Source organism: Acutalibacter intestini (assembly GCF_034334985.1).
GTDB classification, from domain to species: Bacteria; Bacillota; Clostridia; order Oscillospirales; family Acutalibacteraceae; genus Acutalibacter; species Acutalibacter intestini.
Genome location: NZ_JAWXXL010000001.1, coordinates 305,632 through 327,220 on the forward strand (window position 1 = coordinate 305,632; position 21,589 = coordinate 327,220).

General features: G+C 54.3%; 20 protein-coding genes. 14 read left to right on the forward strand and 6 right to left on the reverse strand.

Features of this window, described 5'->3' with window-relative positions; translation table 11 throughout:
• Positions 1-18 precede the first annotated feature (18 nt).
• Complete coding sequence (locus U8U68_RS01375; protein WP_322199066.1) at positions 19-1,107, forward strand: glycoside hydrolase family 172 protein; 1,089 nt, start codon at positions 19-21, stop codon at positions 1,105-1,107.
• Positions 1,108-1,580: 473 nt separating this feature from the next.
• On the opposite strand, the gene U8U68_RS01380 is transcribed toward U8U68_RS01375, so the two are convergent.
• Positions 1,581-3,386, reverse strand: coding sequence for a beta-L-arabinofuranosidase domain-containing protein (locus U8U68_RS01380; RefSeq protein WP_322199067.1), 1,806 nt, complete (start codon positions 3,384-3,386; stop codon positions 1,581-1,583).
• Positions 3,387-3,539: 153 nt separating this feature from the next.
• On the opposite strand from U8U68_RS01380, the gene U8U68_RS01385 reads away from it, so the two are divergent.
• Positions 3,540-4,028, forward strand: coding sequence for a hypothetical protein (locus U8U68_RS01385; RefSeq protein WP_322199068.1), 489 nt, complete (start codon positions 3,540-3,542; stop codon positions 4,026-4,028).
• Between the two features lie 427 nt (positions 4,029-4,455).
• Here the strand turns inward: U8U68_RS01385 and U8U68_RS01390 are convergent, their stop codons facing one another.
• Both U8U68_RS01390 and U8U68_RS01395 read right to left on the reverse strand, forming a co-directional pair.
• Entirely contained in the window at positions 4,456-5,733 is a 1,278-nt protein-coding gene (locus tag U8U68_RS01390) for a response regulator (RefSeq protein ID WP_322199069.1), read from the reverse strand.
• Entirely contained in the window at positions 5,714-7,426 is a 1,713-nt protein-coding gene (locus U8U68_RS01395; protein WP_322199070.1) for a sensor histidine kinase, read from the reverse strand. The genes U8U68_RS01390 and U8U68_RS01395 overlap by 20 nt, the downstream gene beginning before the upstream one ends.
• A gap of 421 nt (positions 7,427-7,847) precedes the next feature.
• Between U8U68_RS01395 and U8U68_RS01400 the strand changes: the two genes are divergently transcribed.
• The 6 genes from U8U68_RS01400 to U8U68_RS01425 all read left to right on the forward strand — a co-directional run bounded on the left by U8U68_RS01400 (position 7,848) and on the right by U8U68_RS01425 (position 13,310).
• Positions 7,848-8,789: an ABC transporter permease gene (locus U8U68_RS01400; RefSeq protein ID WP_322199071.1), complete on the forward strand. Its 942-nt coding sequence runs from the start codon at positions 7,848-7,850 to the stop codon at positions 8,787-8,789.
• A gap of 33 nt (positions 8,790-8,822) precedes the next feature.
• Positions 8,823-9,788, forward strand: a complete 966-nt coding sequence (locus tag U8U68_RS01405; protein WP_322199072.1) for a carbohydrate ABC transporter permease — start codon at positions 8,823-8,825, stop codon at positions 9,786-9,788.
• Between the two features lie 73 nt (positions 9,789-9,861).
• Positions 9,862-11,496 (forward strand): type 2 periplasmic-binding domain-containing protein, encoded by a 1,635-nt coding sequence (locus U8U68_RS01410; RefSeq protein WP_322199073.1) that lies wholly within the window; start codon positions 9,862-9,864, stop codon positions 11,494-11,496.
• A gap of 224 nt (positions 11,497-11,720) precedes the next feature.
• Positions 11,721-12,164 carry a stage V sporulation protein AC gene (gene spoVAC / locus U8U68_RS01415; protein WP_322199074.1) on the forward strand — a complete coding sequence of 148 codons (444 nt, stop codon included), beginning with the start codon at positions 11,721-11,723 and terminating at the stop codon, positions 12,162-12,164.
• A gap of 220 nt (positions 12,165-12,384) precedes the next feature.
• A complete protein-coding gene (locus U8U68_RS01420; protein WP_322199075.1) occupies positions 12,385-12,726 on the forward strand; it encodes a hypothetical protein in 342 nt (113 codons plus the stop codon).
• A 146-nt stretch (positions 12,727-12,872) separates the two neighbouring features.
• Positions 12,873-13,310 carry a BlaI/MecI/CopY family transcriptional regulator gene (locus tag U8U68_RS01425; RefSeq protein WP_322199076.1) on the forward strand — a complete coding sequence of 146 codons (438 nt, stop codon included), beginning with the start codon at positions 12,873-12,875 and terminating at the stop codon, positions 13,308-13,310.
• Between the two features lie 115 nt (positions 13,311-13,425).
• Here U8U68_RS01425 and U8U68_RS22260 read toward each other — a convergent pair whose 3' ends face one another.
• Positions 13,426-13,638: a DUF2200 family protein gene (locus U8U68_RS22260; protein ID WP_367575777.1), complete on the reverse strand. Its 213-nt coding sequence runs from the start codon at positions 13,636-13,638 to the stop codon at positions 13,426-13,428.
• Positions 13,639-13,838: 200 nt separating this feature from the next.
• On the opposite strand from U8U68_RS22260, the gene U8U68_RS01430 reads away from it, so the two are divergent.
• The 3 genes from U8U68_RS01430 to U8U68_RS01440 all read left to right on the forward strand — a co-directional run bounded on the left by U8U68_RS01430 (position 13,839) and on the right by U8U68_RS01440 (position 16,352).
• Positions 13,839-13,997 carry a hypothetical protein gene (locus U8U68_RS01430; protein ID WP_322199077.1) on the forward strand — a complete coding sequence of 53 codons (159 nt, stop codon included), beginning with the start codon at positions 13,839-13,841 and terminating at the stop codon, positions 13,995-13,997.
• A gap of 154 nt (positions 13,998-14,151) precedes the next feature.
• On the forward strand, positions 14,152-15,324 hold the full coding sequence (locus tag U8U68_RS01435) for an NAD(P)-dependent malic enzyme (protein WP_322199078.1): 1,173 nt from the start codon (positions 14,152-14,154) through the stop codon (positions 15,322-15,324).
• A 446-nt stretch (positions 15,325-15,770) separates the two neighbouring features.
• Positions 15,771-16,352 (forward strand): ECF transporter S component, encoded by a 582-nt coding sequence (locus tag U8U68_RS01440; RefSeq protein WP_322199079.1) that lies wholly within the window; start codon positions 15,771-15,773, stop codon positions 16,350-16,352.
• A gap of 74 nt (positions 16,353-16,426) precedes the next feature.
• Here the strand turns inward: U8U68_RS01440 and U8U68_RS01445 are convergent, their stop codons facing one another.
• Both U8U68_RS01445 and U8U68_RS01450 read right to left on the reverse strand, forming a co-directional pair.
• Positions 16,427-17,473 carry a lysylphosphatidylglycerol synthase transmembrane domain-containing protein gene (locus U8U68_RS01445; protein WP_322199080.1) on the reverse strand — a complete coding sequence of 349 codons (1,047 nt, stop codon included), beginning with the start codon at positions 17,471-17,473 and terminating at the stop codon, positions 16,427-16,429.
• 129 nt (positions 17,474-17,602) lie between these two features.
• On the reverse strand, positions 17,603-18,622 hold the full coding sequence (locus U8U68_RS01450) for a rod shape-determining protein (protein ID WP_322199081.1): 1,020 nt from the start codon (positions 18,620-18,622) through the stop codon (positions 17,603-17,605).
• 350 nt (positions 18,623-18,972) lie between these two features.
• Between U8U68_RS01450 and U8U68_RS01455 the strand changes: the two genes are divergently transcribed.
• From U8U68_RS01455 to U8U68_RS01465, 3 genes are all read left to right on the forward strand, one after another.
• Positions 18,973-19,407, forward strand: a complete 435-nt coding sequence (locus U8U68_RS01455) for a hypothetical protein (RefSeq protein WP_322199082.1) — start codon at positions 18,973-18,975, stop codon at positions 19,405-19,407.
• A gap of 273 nt (positions 19,408-19,680) precedes the next feature.
• Positions 19,681-20,607, forward strand: coding sequence for an ABC transporter permease (locus tag U8U68_RS01460; protein ID WP_322199083.1), 927 nt, complete (start codon positions 19,681-19,683; stop codon positions 20,605-20,607).
• Between the two features lie 27 nt (positions 20,608-20,634).
• Complete coding sequence (locus tag U8U68_RS01465; RefSeq protein ID WP_322199084.1) at positions 20,635-21,549, forward strand: carbohydrate ABC transporter permease; 915 nt, start codon at positions 20,635-20,637, stop codon at positions 21,547-21,549.
• Positions 21,550-21,589: the final 40 nt, after the last annotated feature.

The window sequence follows — 21,589 nt, forward strand, 5'->3', positions numbered from 1 at the left end:
AAAGAGAGATGATTAAAAATGAGCTTCAATGGCATCATAGGCAGTATGGGCGACCTGACCCGCCTCTCTGACGCCCGCAGCCGGTCTCTTAGCGCGGAAAACCCCACCGGTGAACCCGGCATGGGCGCCCGCTGTGAGCTGGAAAACGGCAGCGCCCGCCACGCCGCCCGGGACCTGGGCAAGGGCTGGAAGGTGAACCCCTATGTGGTTATTCCCCCGGGTGAGACCTACGAGCTGGCCAATATTGAGGGGCCGGGAGTTATCCAGCATATCTGGATGGTGCCCACCAGCAAGGGGCGGAACTCGATTATCCGGTTCTTCTGGGACGGGGAGGAGAACCCCTCGGTAGAGTGCCCGGTGGGGGATTTTTTCTGCTCTACCTGGGACCACCCCACCCAGCTGACCTCCGCCGCAGTATGCATTAACCCTGGGCTGGCCTATAATTGTTACTGGCAGATGCCCTTCCGCAAAAGCTGCCGTATCACCCTGGAGGACATCGGCCCCGAAAACGTCATGTGTTTCTATCAGATCGACTACGCCCTTACCCAGGTGCCCGAGGACGCGGCCTACTTCCATGCCCAGTTCCGCCGGGTGAATCCCCTGCCCTATAAGTCCGTCTATACCATTCTGGACGGTGTAAAGGGCCAGGGCCACTATGTGGGAACCTACCTGGCCTGGGGAGTGAACAACGCCTGCTGGTGGGGCGAAGGGGAGATTAAATTTTATATGGACGGGGACAGCGAGTATCCCACCATCTGCGGCACGGGGACCGAGGACTATTTTTGCGGCTCCTATGGCTTCGAGCATCCATATACCCACGACTGCTACAAGAAGTTCTTGACCCCCTATGCCGGGCTGCACCAGGTCATTGAGCCGGACCGGCTGTTTTCCAGCCAATCTCGCATTGGTATGTACCGCTGGCATATTCCGGACCCCATCCGCTTCCAAAGTGATCTGCGGGTAACCATTCAGGCTTTGGGTTGGCGAGAGGGCGAACGGTATCTGCCCTTGCAGGACGACATTGCCTCAGTGGCGTACTGGTACCAAACCCTGCCGGCCGCGCCTTTCCCGCCTCTGCCGGATAAGGACTATCTGGAAATTATCTAAGGCAACCCCGCACCATTCGCGGGTGGCGCCTTAAGCACCGTCTTGCTTGCAGATTTTCCGTGATAGCGCACAGCTTTCGCTGGTCAATGGTGAGATGGACGGCGCTCAATCTGTACCCTCTGAAGAAAAATCTGACTGTGCAATACGGTACTTAGAATTCTGCGGTATTGCCCTAAAAAAGGTGGCTTTCTGTTGTATCGTTAACAAAGTTTAAAAGAGATAAAAGCTTCTTTTAAGCCAGCGGCATAGCGCTAGCTTGAAAATGGAAGATGGTGGTTTTTAAGCAGAATGGCGCGGGCAAACCCGTGCCGCAGGTTCAAAAGAGGTATCACCGCTTTTGAACTGCGTGAACGATACTACACAGGAAGGCGCTCGCCCATATCCGTAAAAAGAAAAAGGAGTCCCCCGCTGGGCTCCTTTTTTTGTGATTGAAAGACTGCGGGGCAGCCTTATGGAATCGGTTTTACGAACTTTTAGCCGCCGCACCAATCCGGGTGGCCAGCGGAAGCGCCGGGTAAACGGCCGCTGTCCTGGAACCGCAGCCAGCTGGTGTAGCCGCCCTGGTGGCTTCCTGTAGCAAAGTCCCGAAGCACTGCCGGGCCACAGCCCTCGGGGAGAGTGAACCGCAGCCAGCCCTGACCACTGGAACTCAGGTCCTCCACAGCCGCCGCTTTAGCCTGGATGTAGGAAAAGTTCAACACGGCGGGTTCTGGCGCGGTCATAAGGACGGGGCCATAGTAGAGCGAGGCTGCGCCCAAAAAGCTTTCGCCGCCCGGCCAGGCATGGACCGCCATACCAAGATCCAGCTTTATCTGGTCCCCTGCCCGCCAACTGCGGCTTAGGGTGAAGTACCGCCCAGGCACTGTTCCTGGTAGGGCTTGTCCGTTGACAGAGACAGCCGTGCCCACAGCCCACAGGGGGATTCTCAGCAGGAGGGGAAAGGACTCTTCCTCCATCTCTTCCAGGGTAAGAAGAACCTGTCCCCTGGCCGGGTAGGCGGTATGCTGGGCCAGGGTGAAGCGCCGGCCCTTGGGAGTTTCCAGCTCCATGCGGCAGGGGCCGTAGTAGTTGACATAGACCTTGCCGCCAGCGGTCATGGCCGCCCATTGAGAGACCTGGGCCAGTCCCCGTAAGGCGTTGGCCTGGCAGCAGTTGAAGTCAGGAGAGAACCGGTTGTGTTGAAAGCCGATTTCCACCTGAGAGGGGTCTCGGCTTTCACCGCACATGGGGGTGTTGTAGGACACAGCGCGGCCGTCTGGCATCATGGCCCCCAGCAAGCCATTTAATAGGGAGAGTTCCAGCTCGTCGGCAGCCAGAGGATCTTTCGAGAGCCGCAGGTATTCGGTGGTAAGGGCCATCCAGGCCACCGTACAGCAGGTCTCAATGGCCCCGGTGGCAAAAGGCGTGCCCTGGGCCTGTTCACCACTGGAAAATCCCCCGGTATTGTGACGGTCGGTTTTACGGATGCTCTTCCAGATGGCGGTAAGGGCCTGAAAATACTTTTTTTCTCCTGTGATTTCGTACAGGGTTCCCAGGGTCAGAATGGTGTGCAGGGCCTCCCAGCGGGGCAGGGGAGACTGCCAGAATTCCCCGCCCCGTAGGGCGAAGCCCTTCCAGTCGCCAGAGAGGGGCCACTCCTGGTCCACGATCTGTAGGGCGGCGTCCAGGTATTTTGGGTCGCCGGTCTGCTGATAGAACAGGGCGAAGCCGTGGCTGACCGCCAGGTTCATGGTTTGGTTTTGGGCAGAGTCATAGCTGCGGCCGCCGCCGCTGAACTGGTTGTACACACAGTCCAGGGCCTGACGGGCGGTCTCTAAAGCGGGGGTGTTGACGCCGCCGGTGGCATGGTACCAGCACAGCAGGCCATAGGCGCTGTGGTAGTGGCCCCAAAGATCCCAGTTCTCGCCGTCGCCGCCAAAGCGGTTTTCTTTGTCATACACCCCCAGGTAGCCGTCGGGCCCCTGGGCGGCGGAAAGGGCGGCGGCCAGCTCGTCGCCGGCGGCCAGCAGCCCGGGGGAGGGGGCGGCCTGGTAGGCGAAAGCCATGCCGGTAAGCAGCTTGCCGGGGAACTCGTTGTACCAGGGCACCAGGGGGCGCTCATGGGGGCCGGGGGCGGGCAGCCTGTGGGGGGCGTGAAGCAGGTGGCCCACAATGCCCGGATTCTGGGAGAGGGCTGAGAGGGCCCAGCGCTGGATATTTTTCTCCAGGACCGCGCCAAAATAGCCCTGGGGCTGTAGTTTGTGCAGGGTGGGGTTGGTGCAGGGGACGCTATAGTTCATGATGGATTCCATGCCTTTCTAGTAAGATTGTGGTTGCGAATTCCAAATTGTGCTTGACAATTAGAAAAATGAGGGTATAAAAATTGTATCGTCACACTGAAGTGATACAGGTGAAAAGATCTGTGTGATGAAAAAGTTAAGGAGGCAGCGATTATGAAGAAATTGGTTGCTCTCTTAGCAGCGGTTCTTACGTTAAGCGTGGTATCCGTGGTAGCATATGCCCAAGATGCCGCCCCTGACACACTGGAACGCCAACAGGCAAAGCAGCGGATTCAGGAAAAAATGGCGCAACAAGGTTACACCCAAGTGCCTGCCGAGTCCATTCCGCAAATGCTTTCGGATGCGGAAATTGACCCGGAAACATTCGAACTGGCTTATTCGGACATCGAGACAGCCAGCCCGGAGCAGAGAGAAGAAATTCTAGCCGCCCGCCGTCAGGTTGCTTACAGTGTAAAGGAATGGTATGTGGACAATGGAGATACTTACCTTGTGGCTGTGAATGATGGAAGAAAAGAATGGCATGAGATGCCTACTTTTGCCGAACTTTTCCCCGGCTGGGACCCAATTGAGGAACCCGAAGCAGAGCCAGGGGACACTGCCGGTATTGTGGAAGCTATTATTGAGCCTGTTCGGCTAATGTAGCATACCCGCCGGTGATATATTCTGTAAATGTGCCAAAATATGTTGAGGGCGTTATGACTACGCCTTTTCATACCGTATCGAACAGCCGGGGAATGAATATTGACGGGAAGATTCAGCGCCTTTCGAATTGCACAAAAATCAATTTGGGTGTCTCTGATATGAATTCAACGCCACAGAAAAACATATTTTGGATGAAGGACGCATACCCAGAAGATGGGATAGAAGGCCATATTGGCAAAAGCTATTCCAGGGTGGGGTTTCGTACCAGCGTTTACAGCCCAAATATCATTAACACGCAAAATGGTACCAGCGCGATGATTAGCCTACAGATTATCCCTGATTGATAGTGGTTTTGTAGCGAGTTATCACCGCCTGTATCACATGATAAGCAAAGCCGACAGGACCGCCAGCGTGCGGCCCTGTCTTTTTATGCGCCCTGCTCCAGCCGCATGGCCGAGCGGTACTTCCCCGGGGTGGTCTGCATCAGGCGCTTGAACACCCGGTAGAAGTTCCGCTGGTCCGAAAAGCCCATGCAGGGGGCCAGCTGCTCAAAGCTGAGGCTGGGGTCCTGGGTCACACACTCCAGAATGCGGGCAATGCGGTAGCGGTTTAGATACTCGGAGAAGCTTTGGCCCTCCTCACTGCGGAAGAGCTTGCCCGCGTACTCGGGGTTTAGGCCGATGTCTTTGGCGGCGCCGGCCAGGGTCAGGTCCTCGGTAAAGCGCTGGTCTACCAGCTCCACCATTTTGGCCACATAGGGGTTGGCGGCGCTTTCCCGGGGGGTATGGGCCTCTGCCGGGGCCAGGCTCTGCCAGCAGATCTGGTACAGCAGCACCCGCTCCCCAGGGACTGCCGCGCCAAACCGCGCTTTTAGCGCCCCGGGGAGCTCTTCCAGAGCATTTGGCCTGGGGAACTCCCCGGCCTCTAGATACGGGCGGTCTAAAAAGCAGCGAGCCGATAGGGCCGCGTGCAGGGCGTCTTTGTATAGGGTGCGCAGGGCGGCGGCGCTTTCCGCCAAGCCTTGGGCACTGCCCACAGACAGCCCGGGGAATGCTGTGGAAAGCTTTTTCGCAGACAGGCCGGGGCTCTCTGGCGGGCCAAACAGGGCAAAGGCCGGCAGGTGGCGCAGGTGGACCATACGGACAGCGGCTTCTCCGGCGCCAAAGCAGCCCTTTAGCTCTTGGCGGGAGAGGGATTTTGTTCCCCGAAAGAGGCTTTCGATCACAATGACCAGCACGGGGCCTGATTCCAAGGGCGCAGCCTCCCAATTGGCATAGCTGAAAAGACAGTCGGCCAGCAGGTGCTCTTGTTCCCGGCGGCAGGCACGGCCCCGGCGGCTCTGCTTTTCGGCAAAATCCCCCAGCATTTTTCGCAGCTTTGTCTTGTCCACAGGCTTTAGCAGGTAGTCCTCCACCCCCAGCTGAAGGGCCGTACGGGCAAACTCAAACTCCGAGTAGCCGGAGAGAACGCAGAAATCGTTGCACAGAGCCCGCTCTTTTCCCTGACGGACCAAGTCCAGGCCAGAGAGCCCCGGCATGGCCACGTCTGTGATCACTAAGTCATAAGAGAGCTTTTCCATCTTTTCCAGGGCCTCTTGGCCAGAAAAGGCGATGTCTACCGTCTCAAAGGGGCCTTCGAACTGGCGGATTACATGGGCCGCGCCTTGGGCGATCAACCGCTCGTCGTCAACTACCAGAATTTTCACTGTGTCCTCCTTCTTCCTTTTGGGGTCTCCATGTCATAACCACCCGCACGCCGTTGTTTAGGCCGGGCAGAAGCTCCATAAAAAAGCTTTCTGGGTAGAGGTACCGCATCCGGGTGTTAATACTGTCCAGCCCCACCCCAGTGCCTGAGGACAGGCCGGAAAGGTCCAGGCCTTCTTTGAGCCGCTGGTTGATCTTTTCCTGCTTTTCCGGGTCCAGGGGCGCGCCGTCGTTTTCCACAGCGGCGGTCAGCAGGCCGTTTTCGCTGCTCAGCCGCACAGTGATGGAAAGGGCTGGGCGCGCCTGGTCCCGGCCATACTTGATGGCGTTTTCCACCAGGGGCTGCAAGACAAACTGGGGGCAGCTTAGGCCCAGCAGCTCCTGGGGGCAGAAGATGTCATACCGCAGCCGGTCGTCCAGGCGCAGCTTCTGCACCCGCAGGTATTGGCGGACAATGTCCAGCTCATACTCCAGCGTAGCGGGGCCGGTATTGGCCGAAAAGCTGTAGCGCATCAGTTTGCTGAAGGAGAAGATTACGTCGGCAATCTCCGGCTCGTCGTGGAGCTCGGCCATCATGCGCACGCTTTCCAGGGCGTTATAGATAAAGTGGGGGTCAATCTGGGCTTGCAGCACCCGGTAGGCCATTTCGTTTTGCAGCAGCTTTTCCAGCTTGATCTGGTTGATTAGGTCGCTGTTCTGCTCCAGCATTTGGTTAAAGTTTTTCACCACCAGGCTCAGCTCGTCCCGGCCGGGGTCAGTATAGGCCCCGGGAATCTGGGTGAAAGAGATGGAAATGTACCGTGAAAACCGCACAATGCGCCGGGAGAGCCGGAATATGTAAAAGAAGAAAAGGCAGCTGCTGGCAATAACCGCCCCCACCCCTGCCAGGGCTGTAACCGTGAGCAGGTTTACCGGGTGCTGGTCCTCCTGCTGGAGAACGCGCTGATCGGCCCGCAGCTCTATGGAGAGGGCGGTAAGCTCTAGGCAGAGGCTCTCCTGGGAAGCAGCCGGCAGAGGGGCAGGAACCAGGGACTCGTCTTTCGCCCGGTAGGCTTTTCCCTTGTAAACAGCATATACCGGGCGGGAGACAGATTCTGAAAACCGCAAAAGCTTGTGGCCGGCCAGGGTGGGGCGGCAAATAACCTCCAGCACACCTGCGGGGGTAGAGTCGTACAGGCTGCTCAACAGCCTGCGGTAGATAAAGCGGTCCTCCTCTGGCTGGTAGCGCCAAAAGCCATAGGTGGTATGGCGGTCTAGGGCGTACTCCCCTAGCTGAGAAGCCGGCAATACGTTATTGTCTATGCTGATCAGGCCGTCACGCAGGGTATAGATCTGTATATGCTCAATATAGGGAGAAAAGCTTTTCGCATAGGAAAACATGTTAAAAAATTCACTGTGATAAGCGGCCAGCTGAAGGGCGGGGGTGGTATATCTACCGTTTAGAAAGCGCACAAAGCTGCTGTGCCGCTGGATGACCTGGAATACCTCCGCGCAGGTTTCCAGGTCCTGTTCAATGGAATTGGCGCATTGTATTAGGGCGGAACGCTCCAGCTCGGCGGTCTCTTGGGCGAAATAGTAGTTGTTTACGGCAAAATAGGCGCCCATTAGCAAAAGACAGGGCAGCAAAAGGAGAAGCACAAACCAAAAGAGCATCTTCCACAGAAGGTGGGAGCGCAAATATTCGACCAGTTTCATGGGAGGGGGCTCCTTTCAGGGGGCCGGGCCATTCCGTGCTTCCGTGAGTTACACACAGATGACGCATTTGGTGGAGCGGTTTCTTTTATTTATTATAATATTATAAGAAAATCATTGTCAATGGATTGTGAAAAAAATTTGCGATTTTTTTCTGTAAAACTGAATCTGTTTTTCTGCCGGATGGTTCAATAAACCAGTTGATTTCACAACCAGTTCATATCTTGTCCATATTTGTCATAAATCTTGACGGAAATCGCCATTTTCTTTCTCGTAAGTTTGAAATATAATATCAGCAAAGGAAAGCAAGAACGCCTAAAGCGCCGCTGGTCCCGGGGAGGCCGGACGGAAGTGTTCGGGAGACAAAGGACAGGGCGCGGCGTGGCTGTGAACCGAATCCTATTCGGAAAGAGAGGTAGAAAATATGAAAGCAAGGGAAACCAGTTCTATCAGCAAAGGAATACGCTTCCAGCGGCAGTGGGCCCTGCACATGATTTTGATTCTGGGGTTGATCTATCTGTTGATCTTTGCTTACATCCCCATGGTGGGCATTATCATCGCTTTTAAGAGGTATAAGCTTACCTCTGGGGTGATGGGCTTCTTTACCAGCGAGTGGGTGGGCTTTAAGTGGTTTGCCGAGTTCTTCGCCAGTCCCCTAAGCGGCATGTATATCCGCAATACCATCGTGCTCTCGGCTTTGAAGCTGCTGGTTTGTTTCCCGGCGCCCATCCTTTTTGCCCTTATGCTCAACGAAGTGCGCTCCAGCAAGTTCAAGCGCGTGGTGCAGACATGCAGCTATCTGCCGCACTTTATTTCATGGGTGATCGTCTCGGGCCTGTGCTTTACCATGTTCAGCTCGGTAAACGGCGTGGTAAACGAGCTGCTGCTAAAGGCCGGGTGGATTAGCGAGCCCTTAAGTATTCTGTTTGACGGCAAACAGTACTGGGGCCTGGCCGTGGGCACGGAGCTGTGGAAAGAGATGGGGTGGAATGCCATCATCTACATAGCGGCCATATCGGGCATAGACGCGACCCTGTACGAAGCGGCGGAAATTGACGGGGCCAGCCGCTTGCGGCGGATTTGGCACGTAACCCTGCCCAGTATCAAGGGCACCATTATCATTATGTTTATTCTGTCTCTGGGGGGGCTGGTAAACGGCAATATGGACCAGGCCATGATGCTGGGCAATACCCTGAACCGGGACTATTCGGAGATCATCAACTCCTATGTGTTAAAAGTGGGCATGGCCTCCTTCCGGTTCGACTATGGCGCGGCGGTGGGGCTGATGCAGTCGGTGATTTCTATCATACTGGTGTTTTCTTCCAACGCGCTGAGCCGTAAGATAACAGGCGCTTCTATCTACTAAATCCCATGAATCCCAACGAGAGGAGTTGTGAGTATGTCTGATCTGTCTGTCAGTTCTGGTACTTCTGAAAATGTCTTGAATACCGGGCGGACCCTGGGCAAGCGCCGGCGGTACCGGCGTACCCGGGGGGACTGGGTGATGGATACCATTGTGACCCTGGTTATGCTCTTTGTCATTCTGGTGACTGTTTATCCTTTCTATTATGTCATTATACAGGCTTTTAATAACGGCATGGATTCTACCCTGGGAGGCATGTACTTTTACCCCCGGCGGCCCACCTTGGACAATTTTATCACCCTGCTTTCCGACGCCAGCTGGGGCCGCGCCCTGTTTGTCTCAGTGGCCCGCACGGTGGTGGGCACTTTCTTGGGTGTGTTTGTCACCAGTGCGGTGGCCTATGCCCTGTCCTTTGAAAATATCCTTTTCCGGGGCTTTTATTACAAGGTGTACATTTTCACCATGTACTTTGGGGGCGGCATTATCCCCTTCTACGCGGTCATTAAGAACCTGGGGCTGATCAATACCTTCTGGGTCTACGTGATCCCTGGTATGCTGGGGGTGTATTATATGCTGATTTTGGTCAACTTCTTCCAGTCAATCCCCCGGTCTCTGTACGAATCGGCCTGGCTGGACGGCGCGGGAGACATTCGGGTGTTTTTGCAAATCGCCCTGCCACTCTCCAAGGCCAGCCTGGCCACGGTGGCGCTGTTCTACGCGGTGGGGCAGTGGAACTCCTGGATGGACTCGGTGTACTACGTTACCAAGGACGAGCTGCGGCCCATGGCCTATATGATGATGCAGATTGTCAACAAGTTTTCCGCCGCCGCGGCCATGGACAACGCCCAGTCGGCCGGTTACGCGGCCTCGGCGATGGAAAGCACGACTACGTCATTGCAAATGGCGGCCATGGTGCTGGGCGTGGCGCCGATCTTGGCGGTATACCCCTTCTTGCAGAAGTACTTTGTGAAGGGCGTTATGATCGGCTCGGTAAAGGGATAAATTTAGGTGGTTTTCCGGCGGCGCGCCGGGTTCACATAACAATTAAAAAGTAAAGAGAAAGGACGAAATTAAAATGAAAAAACTGATATGCTTGCTTTTGGCACTGGCCATGATGCTGGGCTGCCTGGCAGCCTGCGGCAGCGACAGCGGAAAAAGCTCCTCGGCTCCCAGCAGTTCTGTCCCTAGCAAAGAGGAGAGCACCCCTTCTTCCAAGGCGGATGAGGGGAGCGGCGAGGAATCTGACCCCAAGGAAGCCAACGAGGGCGGCAAGCTGTTTGACGAGCCGGTTACCCTGGACCTATTCATTGACATTCCCTGGTTTTGGCTGGACAAATGGGGCACCGACGAGGTTTCTCAGAAGATTACAGAGCTGACCAACATGAGCTTTAACGTGACCCGGGAGACCGACCCCCAGGAGATTGCCCTGATGATCAATTCCGACGACCTGCCAGACCTGGTCTATGTAGAGAACGGAGGCCGCCAGGCGATGCTTAGCGACCCCGACGTATGCTATAGCTACAACGAGTTGGTAGAGCGCACGGGTGTGGACATTCATGCCAATGAGACGGTCATTAAGGCCAACACCGCGGCGGATGGCAACTATTACGCCCTATTGAACGCCTACACATCCCAGGAATCCATTGACAAAGGCGAAGCCTATATTTCTGGCGGAGCCCGCAGCCTGGCGTACCGCCTGGATATTTGGGAAGACATTGGCTCCCCGGAATTCAATTCCATTGAGGATGTGGAAAAAGCCCTGCTGGCCTGCAAAGAGAAGTATCCAGACGTAATTCCCCTGCTGCCCCTGGAAGGCAACCAGTGGTACTTCGCAGAGCAGATGGGCCTTAACGGCAGCGGCAGCCTGGGCTATGACAAGGACGGCAAGCCCTGCCACTACCTGAACATGGAGGGCATTCAGGACTACTACAAGCTTCTCAACCGGTTCTACCGGGAAGGGCTGATCACCCCCGAGTCCATGACCTATGGCTATGATAAGTACTGTGAAGTGCGTAACAGCGGCAAGACCTTTATTCAGATTCGCAGCGCCGACGAGGCGATGACCTCTAACGTGGCGGCCAAGGAAGCCGGCACCGACTACCGCTGGAAGCTGCTGACCCACGACCTGAGCGACAACGCCCTGGTCAGTGTAAATACCGGCATTGGCTGGGCGGGCACCTTTATCACCAAAAACTGCAAGGATCCCGAGAGTGCCATTCGGTTTATGTCCTGGGCCCGTGGCGAAGAGGGCCGCAAGCTGGGCTCTTGGGGCATTGAGGGCGTACACTGGGAATACACCGAGGACGGCGGCGTAATGACCACCCAGTCTTACCGGGACGGCCTGGCCAACGGCAAGATCCGGCAGAATGATTTCGGCGTAGGCGTGTGGATCTTCGGCGACCAGGGCGATGAGAACTCCTTTATGGACGCGGCCGCTACCGACCCGGACCAGATCGACTACTACCAGCGCCTGCGCAACGGGTCGAAGCACACCAAGGTGATGTCCGAGCTGAAGAAGTGCATCCCCACAGAGGGAGACATGCAAAACCTGTGGAACTCTTTGAACGATATGTGCTATTCTGAAGTCAACAAAGCCATTTTCGCCGAGACCGAGGAGGAATGCCAGGCAGCCCTGGACACTTTGTACCAGCAGGCCGAGACCATGGGCCTTTCTAAGCTGAACGCGTGGATGGCGGAGCAGCTGAACTAAGCCCGCGGCAATATGTTCTTTTGGGGAATAAACATATAGAGAGATAAAAAGCCAGGCTCTGGAGACGCTCCGGAGCCTGGTCTTTTGTTGAACCGGCTCCGGAAAAATTGTGGGCAAAAGACCGCCCTAAAAATATCAGAGAAAAATAAGAGGAAAAGCATAAACCTGGCAAAGCGGCGTATGATAAGGTTACGATCATTCAGTGGAAAGGAAAGGAATTCCCCATGAAAACCATTTCCCAGCAGGAATACGCCCAAAGAGTGAAAAATGCCTCCCCTTCTTCCCCAGTGGTCAAGGACTGCGCCCTGGCCTTTGTTTTTGGCGGGGCGGTGTGTACTTTGGGCCAGCTTTTATGCCATCTATACCAAAATCTAGGTCTGGAGCTGCCCCAGGCCCGCATGGCGGTTTCCATAAGCCTCATTCTCATTTCCGCCACGCTGACGGCCCTGGGATGGTACGACAATATTGCCAAGCACGCGGGGGCTGGGGTGCTGGTACCTATTACAGGCTTTGCCAATTCTATGGTCTCTCCAGCAATGGAGTTTAAGAGCGAGGGCTTTGTCACCGGCCTGGGGGCCAAGCTCTTTACCGTGGCGGGGCCGGTGCTGGTGTTTGGCATTACGGCCAGCGTGGTGTATGGAATCATTATTTTTGTGTTTCAAATCTAGAGTCTGTTTAAAAACTCCGAAACAGGATCTGCTTTGCTCAAAAATGGTGGCTTCGGCATCAAAAATCCTGGAAAGGCGCCAGCGTTTCTCCGATTTCAAAACAGACTCTAGGGCTTGTTTGAAAATAGAAGAGACTGCCCAGAAGGGGTCTATTGCAAGGAAAAACCGCAAGGCAGCTTTCCGGATTTGCGAGGATGTTTGACGCGGAAAGGGGCCGTGTATGGGCAAAAAGACGGCGGTTTCGGTGTTTCCAACAAGCCCTAATAGGCTGAAGAGAAAGCTGGGCGGGTTCCGGCAAACAAGAAATGAAATAGAAAAAGAGGCTGCCCATATGGATGGACAGCCTCTTTTGATTGTTATGAGTTCGGGAGAGATAGGAATGGAAAGGGCTGGGGGTTATGCTGGCGTACGCCAGCCGTTTAGCCAAGGGGCTGGCACAGTGGCGCATAAGGGATTTGGGATGCTAAAAAATAGTGAGTCCACATATAGAACTGGTTTTCTGCTCGAAAAAGACTTTCTAAAAAATGAAAGATTCTTTAATTCCCAACTGGTTTACACATAGAGGACAAAAAGAAAGAAGTGACGTATAAAATTTAATTGACAAGATAAATAATATGAATTATAATATAAAATATGGTTTTGCGGGCCTAAAATAGTCCGAATTTGCTTGAACTTTAAATATGGAAGCGGAAAGGAGCAAGAGGGAGGATGCCAAAATTATGTCTATCAAAAAGTGAGAAGAAGGTAATGAATTTCTTTTGGGAGCAAGATAAGGCGGTTAGCGCTTTTGAGGTGCGGAACCTCTTAAGCAACTCCTTCTGGGGAGGGTATTATACTCGGGTAATATTGCATTCGCTGGAAAAAAAGGGGCTGATTGAGCGCTGCGGCTTTGAACAACGTGCCAATCAGGACGCCCGGCGCTTTCGTTGTACCTTGACCAGGGAAGCGTATGATCTTGGAATTGCGCGGAAAGATGGGGCTGATAGGAAAAAGATCGTTTGGCTGGGAGCCGCGGCAAGGGCACAAAAGAGCAAGGAGAAAGAACAGGAAGAGCTGGAAGAACTGATCCAAAAGCTGGAAGCAATGATTGAAGAGTGCCGAAGACAAGATGAAGAGGAGGAAAAACGTTTGAAAAAGCAGTCGTAGGGCGTGTTCCTAAAATAATATGGAATGGCCGGCTGTTTTCAAGATAACAGCTGTGAATTAGGAGGCGTACCGCCGCTCTCTATCAAAAATCGACGCGGTGGGTAGGATGCCGGGCTTAGTGTTTTCGTGAAAGCTTTACCAGGGACTTCCCTCTGGCAAGCCGGTCCACGGGCTTACCCAGAGAGCGTATTTCCCGCGTCAAAGGGTCGTCTGCCGTCTCTTCCGCCGGAACACCGCAGACCATCCCTTTGGTCAGAATGCGATTGGGGTGGGGTGCTTGTAATAAAAAACCAACAGGGCGGAAACCAGGTTTGTCACCCATAACCATTGCTTTTAACAGGAAGGGGTGATATAATGGATTCGAAAGCAAGCGTTCACACCCAGGGAAAAGCCCTGAAACGTGAAACGAGAGTTACGCTTGCTGAACGCTTTCTCTTCTTGCTTTGTAAAAGCGCTGGCTTTCTCCCAGCGGATTTATAATATATCCATGAATTGTAAGAAATTTGCAATGGGAAAGGAGAGAAAACGTTGGCTGGGCCTTATAGAGCTGGATGGAGTTCCCACAGGGGGCGGAACAGCGAATCCGCCTTTGACGCGGGGGCTTTTGACGAAACCCTAGAGACAAATCTGGCTGCGGGCCGTCCAGTGTATGCGGCCTGTGGGAGCGTGGTGGAGGAGCAGCCTTGACAAATGGGTGCTGGAATCATAAAAACTGCGTCCTGGGCCCCATTGGGAGCGAAAGTTTACATAGCGGCCGTCTGGGGGCAGCCCCCCGGCCATGGAGCTTTCTTTAAAGCTTCCCGAATCACAAGCAAATCATATGATAAAAAGGAGTCGTTCCATGGACTACAGTCAAAAAGCACTGGAAATGCACAAGGCCTGGCGGGGGAAAATCCGCGTGGAAGCCATTTGCCCTGTGGGCAGCCAAGAGGAGCTTTCGGTGGCCTATACCCCGGGCGTGGCGGCCCCCTGTCTGGAGATTGCCAAAGATCCGGACCTTTCCTATCAATATACAGCCCGGGGCAGCTTGGTGGCAGTGGTCACCGACGGCACTGCCGTGCTGGGCCTGGGCGATATTGGCCCAGAAGCCGGAATGCCGGTGATGGAGGGCAAGTGCGCCCTGTTCAAGCGCTTTGCCGGGGTGGACGCTTTCCCGCTGTGCGTCCGTTCCAAGGATGTGGACGAGATCGTCCGTACGGTGGAGCTGATTGCCGGGTCCTTTGGGGCTATAAATCTAGAAGATATTGCAGCGCCCCGCTGCTTTGAGGTGGAGCGTAAGCTGCAAGAACGCCTGGACATCCCGGTATTCCACGACGACCAGCACGGCACCGCCGTGGTAGTGGCCGCAGCCATGCTAAACGCTTTAAGGCTGGTGGGCAAAGAGATTGGAGAGGTCTCGGCAGTGGTCAACGGCGCTGGGGCGGCGGGTACGGCCTGCACCCGGCTGCTGATGTCCCTTGGACTGAAAAACGTGGTGGTCTGCGACCGCCAGGGGGTCCTTTGCCCAGGGCTGGAGGGGATGACCCCCGCCCAGGCCCAGCTGGCCGAAGAAACCAACCCCCAGAGGCTGCGGGGGAGCCTGGCCGACGCTATGAAGGGTGCGGATGTGTTTATGGGCTTTTCCGCCCCGGGCTGCGTTACCAAAGAGATGGTGCAAAGCATGGCCCGGGACGCGATTGTGTTTCCCTGCGCCAACCCGGTGCCTGAGATCTTCCCGGAGGAGGCCCTGGAGGCCGGAGCCCGGGTGGTGGGTTCCGGCCGGTCGGACCGGCCCAACCAGATTAACAATGTGTTGGCGTTCCCAGGCATTTTCAAGGGCGCGCTAAGCGTGCGGGCCCGGGAGATCAACAGCCGGATGAAGGTGGCCGCCGCACGGGCTCTGGCCGGGCTGATCAGCCAGCCTCGGGAGGACTCCATTATTCCCAGCGCCTTTGATGAGCGGGTGGCCCCGGCCATTGCGGCGGCAGTGGCCCAGGCGGCAGTGGAGACCGGCGTGGCCCGGGTCAAATCATGATGAGGGTGTGTTGGAACATAGAGGAAATCAGGGATTTTGGGTCAGAAGTGGTCAGATCCCAGGAAAAAACCGCAAGACAACCGGCCGGTTGACGAGGATTTTTGACGCGGAAGATGGTCGCTTATGGGCAAAAGACGGCGTTTTAGATGTTTCAAACAAGCTCTAGGCTTTTGTGAAAATTATCTTTATTGAGGAATAAGAAACTGCCAGGAGATCACTTACTGGTTTGGCGGGGTCAGAACGAGAGGAATGCTTTTGCAGGAACTTTTCGCCACGGGAGGGCCTGTTTACGTCTTACGGCAAGACCTTTGACCTTGGGGCGTGGAGATTCCAGTGCTGACTACGTCAAGGGACCAGCGGTCCTGGTCTTAACCGCGGTCTGGGGATTTTGCCCTGGACCCGCCGATTTCCCAAAAGGCATATTGATAGAGGAGGGGATGATTCCCATGGAAAATCAAACCAAGCATAAAAAAGTTTCTGTCTACCAGCTGGCGCTGCTGGGGCTGTTTGCGGCCCTGGTGTTCGCGGGCAGTAAAATTGAGGTGCCCATTCCCGTGGCCATTGGCGACGTTAGCCGTATTCACTTGGGCAATATCTTCTGCCTGCTTTCCGGCTTTGTGCTGGGGCCGGTGTATGGAGGCCTGGCGGCGGGCATTGGCTCGGCGCTGTACGATATGATGAATCCAGCGTACATTACCTCGGCTCCCTTTACCTTTGTATTCAAGTTCGCGCTGGCGGCGGTATGTGGGCTAATTGCCTATGCCGGGCAGCATAAAGGCGAGCACCACGGGCTGAACATTGCCGCGGCGGTGGGTGGCAGCGTGACCTATATGGCGCTGTACCTGGGAAAAAGCTTTGTACAAGGGCTGCTGCTGGGCAGCGAAATGGGCGCGGTGCTGACAGCCCTGGCCACCAAACTGGTGACGTCCAGCGTGAATGCGGCCATTGCGGTGGCGGTTTCGGTACCGCTGTATACAGTGGTGCGGCTGGCCCTGAAGAGAAGCCACCTGCTGGAGAAAATGGTGTAAACAAGAACGGTAAAAAAGAGCGCTGCACAGTAGAAACTCGCTGTGCAGCGCTCTTTAAATTTTTGGGGGCGGCCTTATTGGCCGTCCTCTTTCCCTTTGTAGATCAGCTGGTCCACTACCACCAGCAGCGCCCCGGCAATAACCACCAAGTAATAGGTAAAGAACCGCCATACCATTACAGCGGCGTACAGGTCGTTATTTACAAAATACGGCCGCAGAAAGTTGGAGAAGCCGATCTCTTGGGCCCCCGAAGCCCCAGGCATGGGCATAAAAGACACTGAAACCTGCAAAAGGCTCTGCATGGCCACAATTTCCCCGTAGCCAACCTGCCCATAGCCAAAGGCCCGGTATACAAAGTACAGCACGCTCATCTGTAAAATGAACTGGGGGATGGACAGTAGAATCCCCCACAGTACACTCCATTTCTTCGTTTTAAAGTCATCGGTGTAGCTGTCGAAGTCCGCCTCGAACTTGTCGATGGTTTCGGCAAAGTGGAACCGGGCGGAGAGCTTTTTAAAACGCCCGGCCAGCCACTTGGCAAAACGGCAGATGACCCCCAGCACCGGCCGGCAGAACATGGAGCCAAAAAACAGAATGGAGCCGCCGTTGATCAGCAGGCCCACCACGATGAAGGGGAGGATCCGGGGGTTTTCCCGGGCAATTTTGTCATGCATCAAGAAAAAGGCCACCGCTGAACACAGCACAAACGCGCACTGGTAGCAAAAGAATTTCATAATGAGTACCGCGGTGGAAAGGCCCACGGGAATCTTGTCCCGGCGCAGATAGGCGGCCTGCATGGGCTGGCCGCCGGTGGAGCTGGGGGTAATATAGGAATAATAGATGCCGATCAGGCTAATTTTCAAGCTGGTGCCCCAGCTCATGGGCAGGCTTTGGCTGCGCATCAAAAGCCGGATAATGCCGCCCTCGAAAAAGAAAAACACCACAGTGACCACCACGCCGGTAAAAAGGAAACCGGGGGTCAGGTGGGTAAGGGTATAGAACACGTTGGAAAATTCCCGGTTAAAGATACCGAAAAGCACCACGGCCACAATGGTGGCCCCGATGTAGAGAAGGCTCCAGGGGATTTTTTTCTTTTTTGAGGAGATTTCTGTGGGGTTCAAGTTCTGCATCCTTCCTTCCGTGCTGGTTTATTATAAGGACCGGGTCCGCTTTCGGCAGGATAAAAGCTCCTGCCGAAAGCTTTATCAAAATGGTGTCGCGCCATTTTAAATAGACGCCTAAGCCGGCCTTTACAGGGACATTAGCGGGTTAATGCGCCCGTGCTCGCCCCGGTCCATTTTATCTATGTATTTAATGGCCCGCCCCGCCCCAATGACCACGCAGTTTTCTGGGCTGTCAAAGCTGACTACCGGAATTTTGGTCTTTTTTGAGAGCAGAATGGAGAGGCCGTACAGGTTGGCGGAACCGCCGGTAAGATAAATGCCGTCGGTAAAAATGTCTGCCAGCAGCTCTGGCGGGGTGGCCTCCAGGGTGGCCTGCACAGTACGCACAATGGCAATGGCGGGCTCAATAAGGGCCTCGATCATGTCGTCTGAGGTCATGACCGTGGTCTGGGGCAGGCCGGTGACCATGTCCAGCCCCTTTAGGGTATAGGTGGTCAGCTGGCGGCGGGGGTAGGCACAGCCAATAGCAATTTTAGCGGCCTCAGCCATACGGTCTCCAATAATTAGATTAAACTTACGGCGCACATATTTGATGATTGCCTCATTGAAATCGTCCCCGGCAATATGGGTAGAGTTGGCTATGGCAATGCCGTTTAAGGAGATCACAGCCATATCCGTGGTGCCCTCGCCCACGTCTACAATCATGCAGCCATGGGGAGCGGCAATGTCCACCCCGGCTCCAATAGCGGCGGCCACAGGCTCTTCAATCAGACAGACCTTCCGCACCCCGGCCGCGCCAATGGCATCCACCACGGCGCGCTTTTCCACCTCGGTGACCCCGCAGGGTACGCTGACCACCACCCGGGGCATAAACACCCGGCTGCGGCCTACCTGCCGCAGGTAGTAGGCGATTAGATGCTCGGCCAGGGATAGATCAGAGATCACGCCGTTGCACATGGGGTGGGCAACCGTGACCCGGTCCGAGGTGCGGCCCAGCATGGCGTAGGCCTCGGTGCCGATGGCAATGATCTCATCGGTCATATTGTCCACGGCAATAATGGCGGGCTCGTTTAAAACAATGCCCTTGCCGTCTTGATAGACCTTGAACCGGGCGGTGCCCAGGTCTATGGCGATGTCGTTTCCCATGGAATCCTTGTCCTTCCTCAAGACCCTAACGATGCTATAAATTGGGTCCCAGTACTTCTCCCAAGCAATATATATAGAGTTATTATAACACAGTATGCGGGATATTTCAACAGGGAATCGTGGGGTGAGAGTCCAAAAGAAGAGTTTGTGACGAAAGAGTGGCCTCCGGCGGTTTAGGGGTTCTACCCCTAAAAACCCCGCAACCTTTGAAAAGGTTGACGAAACTTTTACCGCTCGCCTTTAAACCCTTCATTTTGGACACGCCCTCGTGGGGGAGGGGGGCGCTTAAAAACGTTCCCGGCGCCTGTGGCATATACTGTTACTAAAAAATATCCCGGGAGGGACATGCAATGGACCATTCGTTTGGCCTTTATCCCCAAAAAACCCCTAAGAGCCAGGTGGAAATCTCTAAGGATGCGTTGGCCAGTGGGATTCAATTGATCGACCAGTCCCAAAGCTACCTGCGCACCATTATGCTGGGACTGGCGCTGCAATATAAATCCCTATCTATGGAACGGGAGACGCTGATGGGCTGCCAGGAGGCAGGGCCAGACCCGGTGAACGTGCAGGCGGCGGCCTCGCTGGTGACCCTTTGCGCGTTGTTTGGATTTCAACGGCAGACCCAGAACTTGGCAGCGCAAGCGGCTCAAGCTGGGGGAATCTGTGATCAAACAGACATAAATCTGGGTGCGGTCAGCATTTTGGTGACTATGATGCGGCTTTTGCGGCTATTTGGACAGAAAGGAGAGAACGAGCTGGAGGAGCTGGATGATCCAATAGTATAAAGACTTAGAGCTAAACCTACAAAACAAGAAAATCTGCGGGGAGGCGCTCCTGGGCAGATTTTTTTGTATAAATCGTTCAAGCATATCGGAACGGCACGGGTAGAAACTGATATAATAAAGCGAAAATAATGAATAAATAGTTACAAAATGGTGAAGAGAGCAAGAACTACCGTAAATATGTCCTGCTAATCGTAGAATTTTACTCTTTCATTGTGGTGATTCTAGCTATATAATGTAAGCACGTGATATAAAATTTTGTAAGGAGGAACGTCAATGAAGAAGTATGGGTTCTTTCACGAGCTGAAGAAGAACAAAGCATTGTTCTTGATGGCCGCGCCATCCATTCTCCTCACATTCTTTTTGTCGTATCTGCCCATGTCCGGCCTAGTGCTGGCGTTTAAGAACTATCGCTACGACAAAGGCATTTTTGGCAGCGACTGGAACGGCTTTGACAACTTCGCCTATCTCTTCCAGTCCGGCGCGGGGTGGACCATTACTCGCAACACCATTTTGTACAACCTGCTGAACCTGATTACCTCTCAGCTGCTGGCCGTTATCGTGGCCATTGTAATCTCTGAGATGATCGGCAAGCTGTACAAGCGCGTGGTGCAGTCTGTTATTTTCCTGCCCTATTTCATTTCCTGGGTTATTGTGGGGGTGTTCGCCTTTAACCTGTTCAACTATGAGACAGGCGCTGTGAACAACCTGCTGCATATGCTGGGCATGGAGCCCATGAACTTCTATACCGCGGAAAACGCCTGGTGGTGGGTCATTATTATATGTTGCTTTAATATGTGGAAGTGGACTGGCTATAACTCCATCATCTACATAGCGGCCATTACCAGCATCGACGCCGAGTGCTACGAGGCCGCGGATATTGACGGAGCCAACATCTTCCAGAAGATCTGGTACATCACTTTCCCAGCCATCAAGCCCACCATTATTACCATGATTCTCCTTCAGGTGGGGCGCATTCTGCGGGGCGACTTTGAGATGTTCTACCAGCTGATTGGCAGCAACGGCCAGCTGTTTGACATGACCGACGTGATCGACACCTACGTGTTCCGCTCGCTGACCACCAGTGCGAACCTGGGTATGACGGCCGCCGCTTCTTTCTACCAGTCAGCCCTATGCTTTATCATTATTATGGTGGTAAACCAGGTGGTCCGCAAGATAGAAGAAGAGTACGCGCTCTTTTAAAAACCCTGAGAAAAGGAGGTTTGAGCTATGCCAGCCACTACTTCTGTTCAGTCCAATAAGATTAAGGTTGCCGGCGCGACAGTGGTGTTTAATATCATTGGCTATATTCTGATTACCATTTTGGCGCTGATTTGTCTTATGCCGTTTATCATTCTAATATCCGGCTCGTTCTCCTCGGAGCAGGCGGTCCGCTTCAATGGTCTGGGCCTGCTGCCCCAGGAGTTTACCACCGAAGCCTATGAGTATGTGTTCCGCGAGCCCTGGACGATTATCAATGCCTACGGCATCACCATTTTGATCACTGCCATTGGTACCGGCATAGGCCTGATTTTGCTAACCATGACGGCTTTCGTGATCAGCCGCAAGGACTTTAAATACCGCAACAAGATTTCCTTCTTCTTTTACTTTACCACTTTATTTAATGGCGGTATGGTCTGTACTTACATTTTCTACATCCAGTACTTCCACTTAAAGGACAGTCTTTTGGCCCTGATCTTGCCTGGTCTGACCCCGGTATTTTATATGCTCATCATGCGCAACTTCGTAACAGGCATTCCTTCAGCGCTCATTGAGTCCGCCAAGATCGACGGCGCGGGCGAGTTCCGCATCTTCTTCCAGATCGTTCTGCCCCTTTTGGGCTCTGGCCTTGCTACGATTGGCCTGTTTATGGCCTTGGGGTATTGGAACGACTGGTACAACGCCATGCTGTACATCAACACAGAGTGGAAATATCCGCTGCAATACATGCTGTACAACATGACCCAGCAGACCGCCGCTTTGGCCCGCATTGCCAGCCTTTTGGGCATTCAGGTGGAAAACCTGCCCTCTACCACCTTGAAGCTGGCCATGGCCGTAATTGCCACCGGTCCTATCGTTCTGCTGTATCCCTTCCTTCAGAAGTACTTTGTTAAAGGTGTTACAATTGGTTCTGTAAAGGGCTGATTTGTAATATATATTTCAAACATTTTAGGAGGTAAAATTT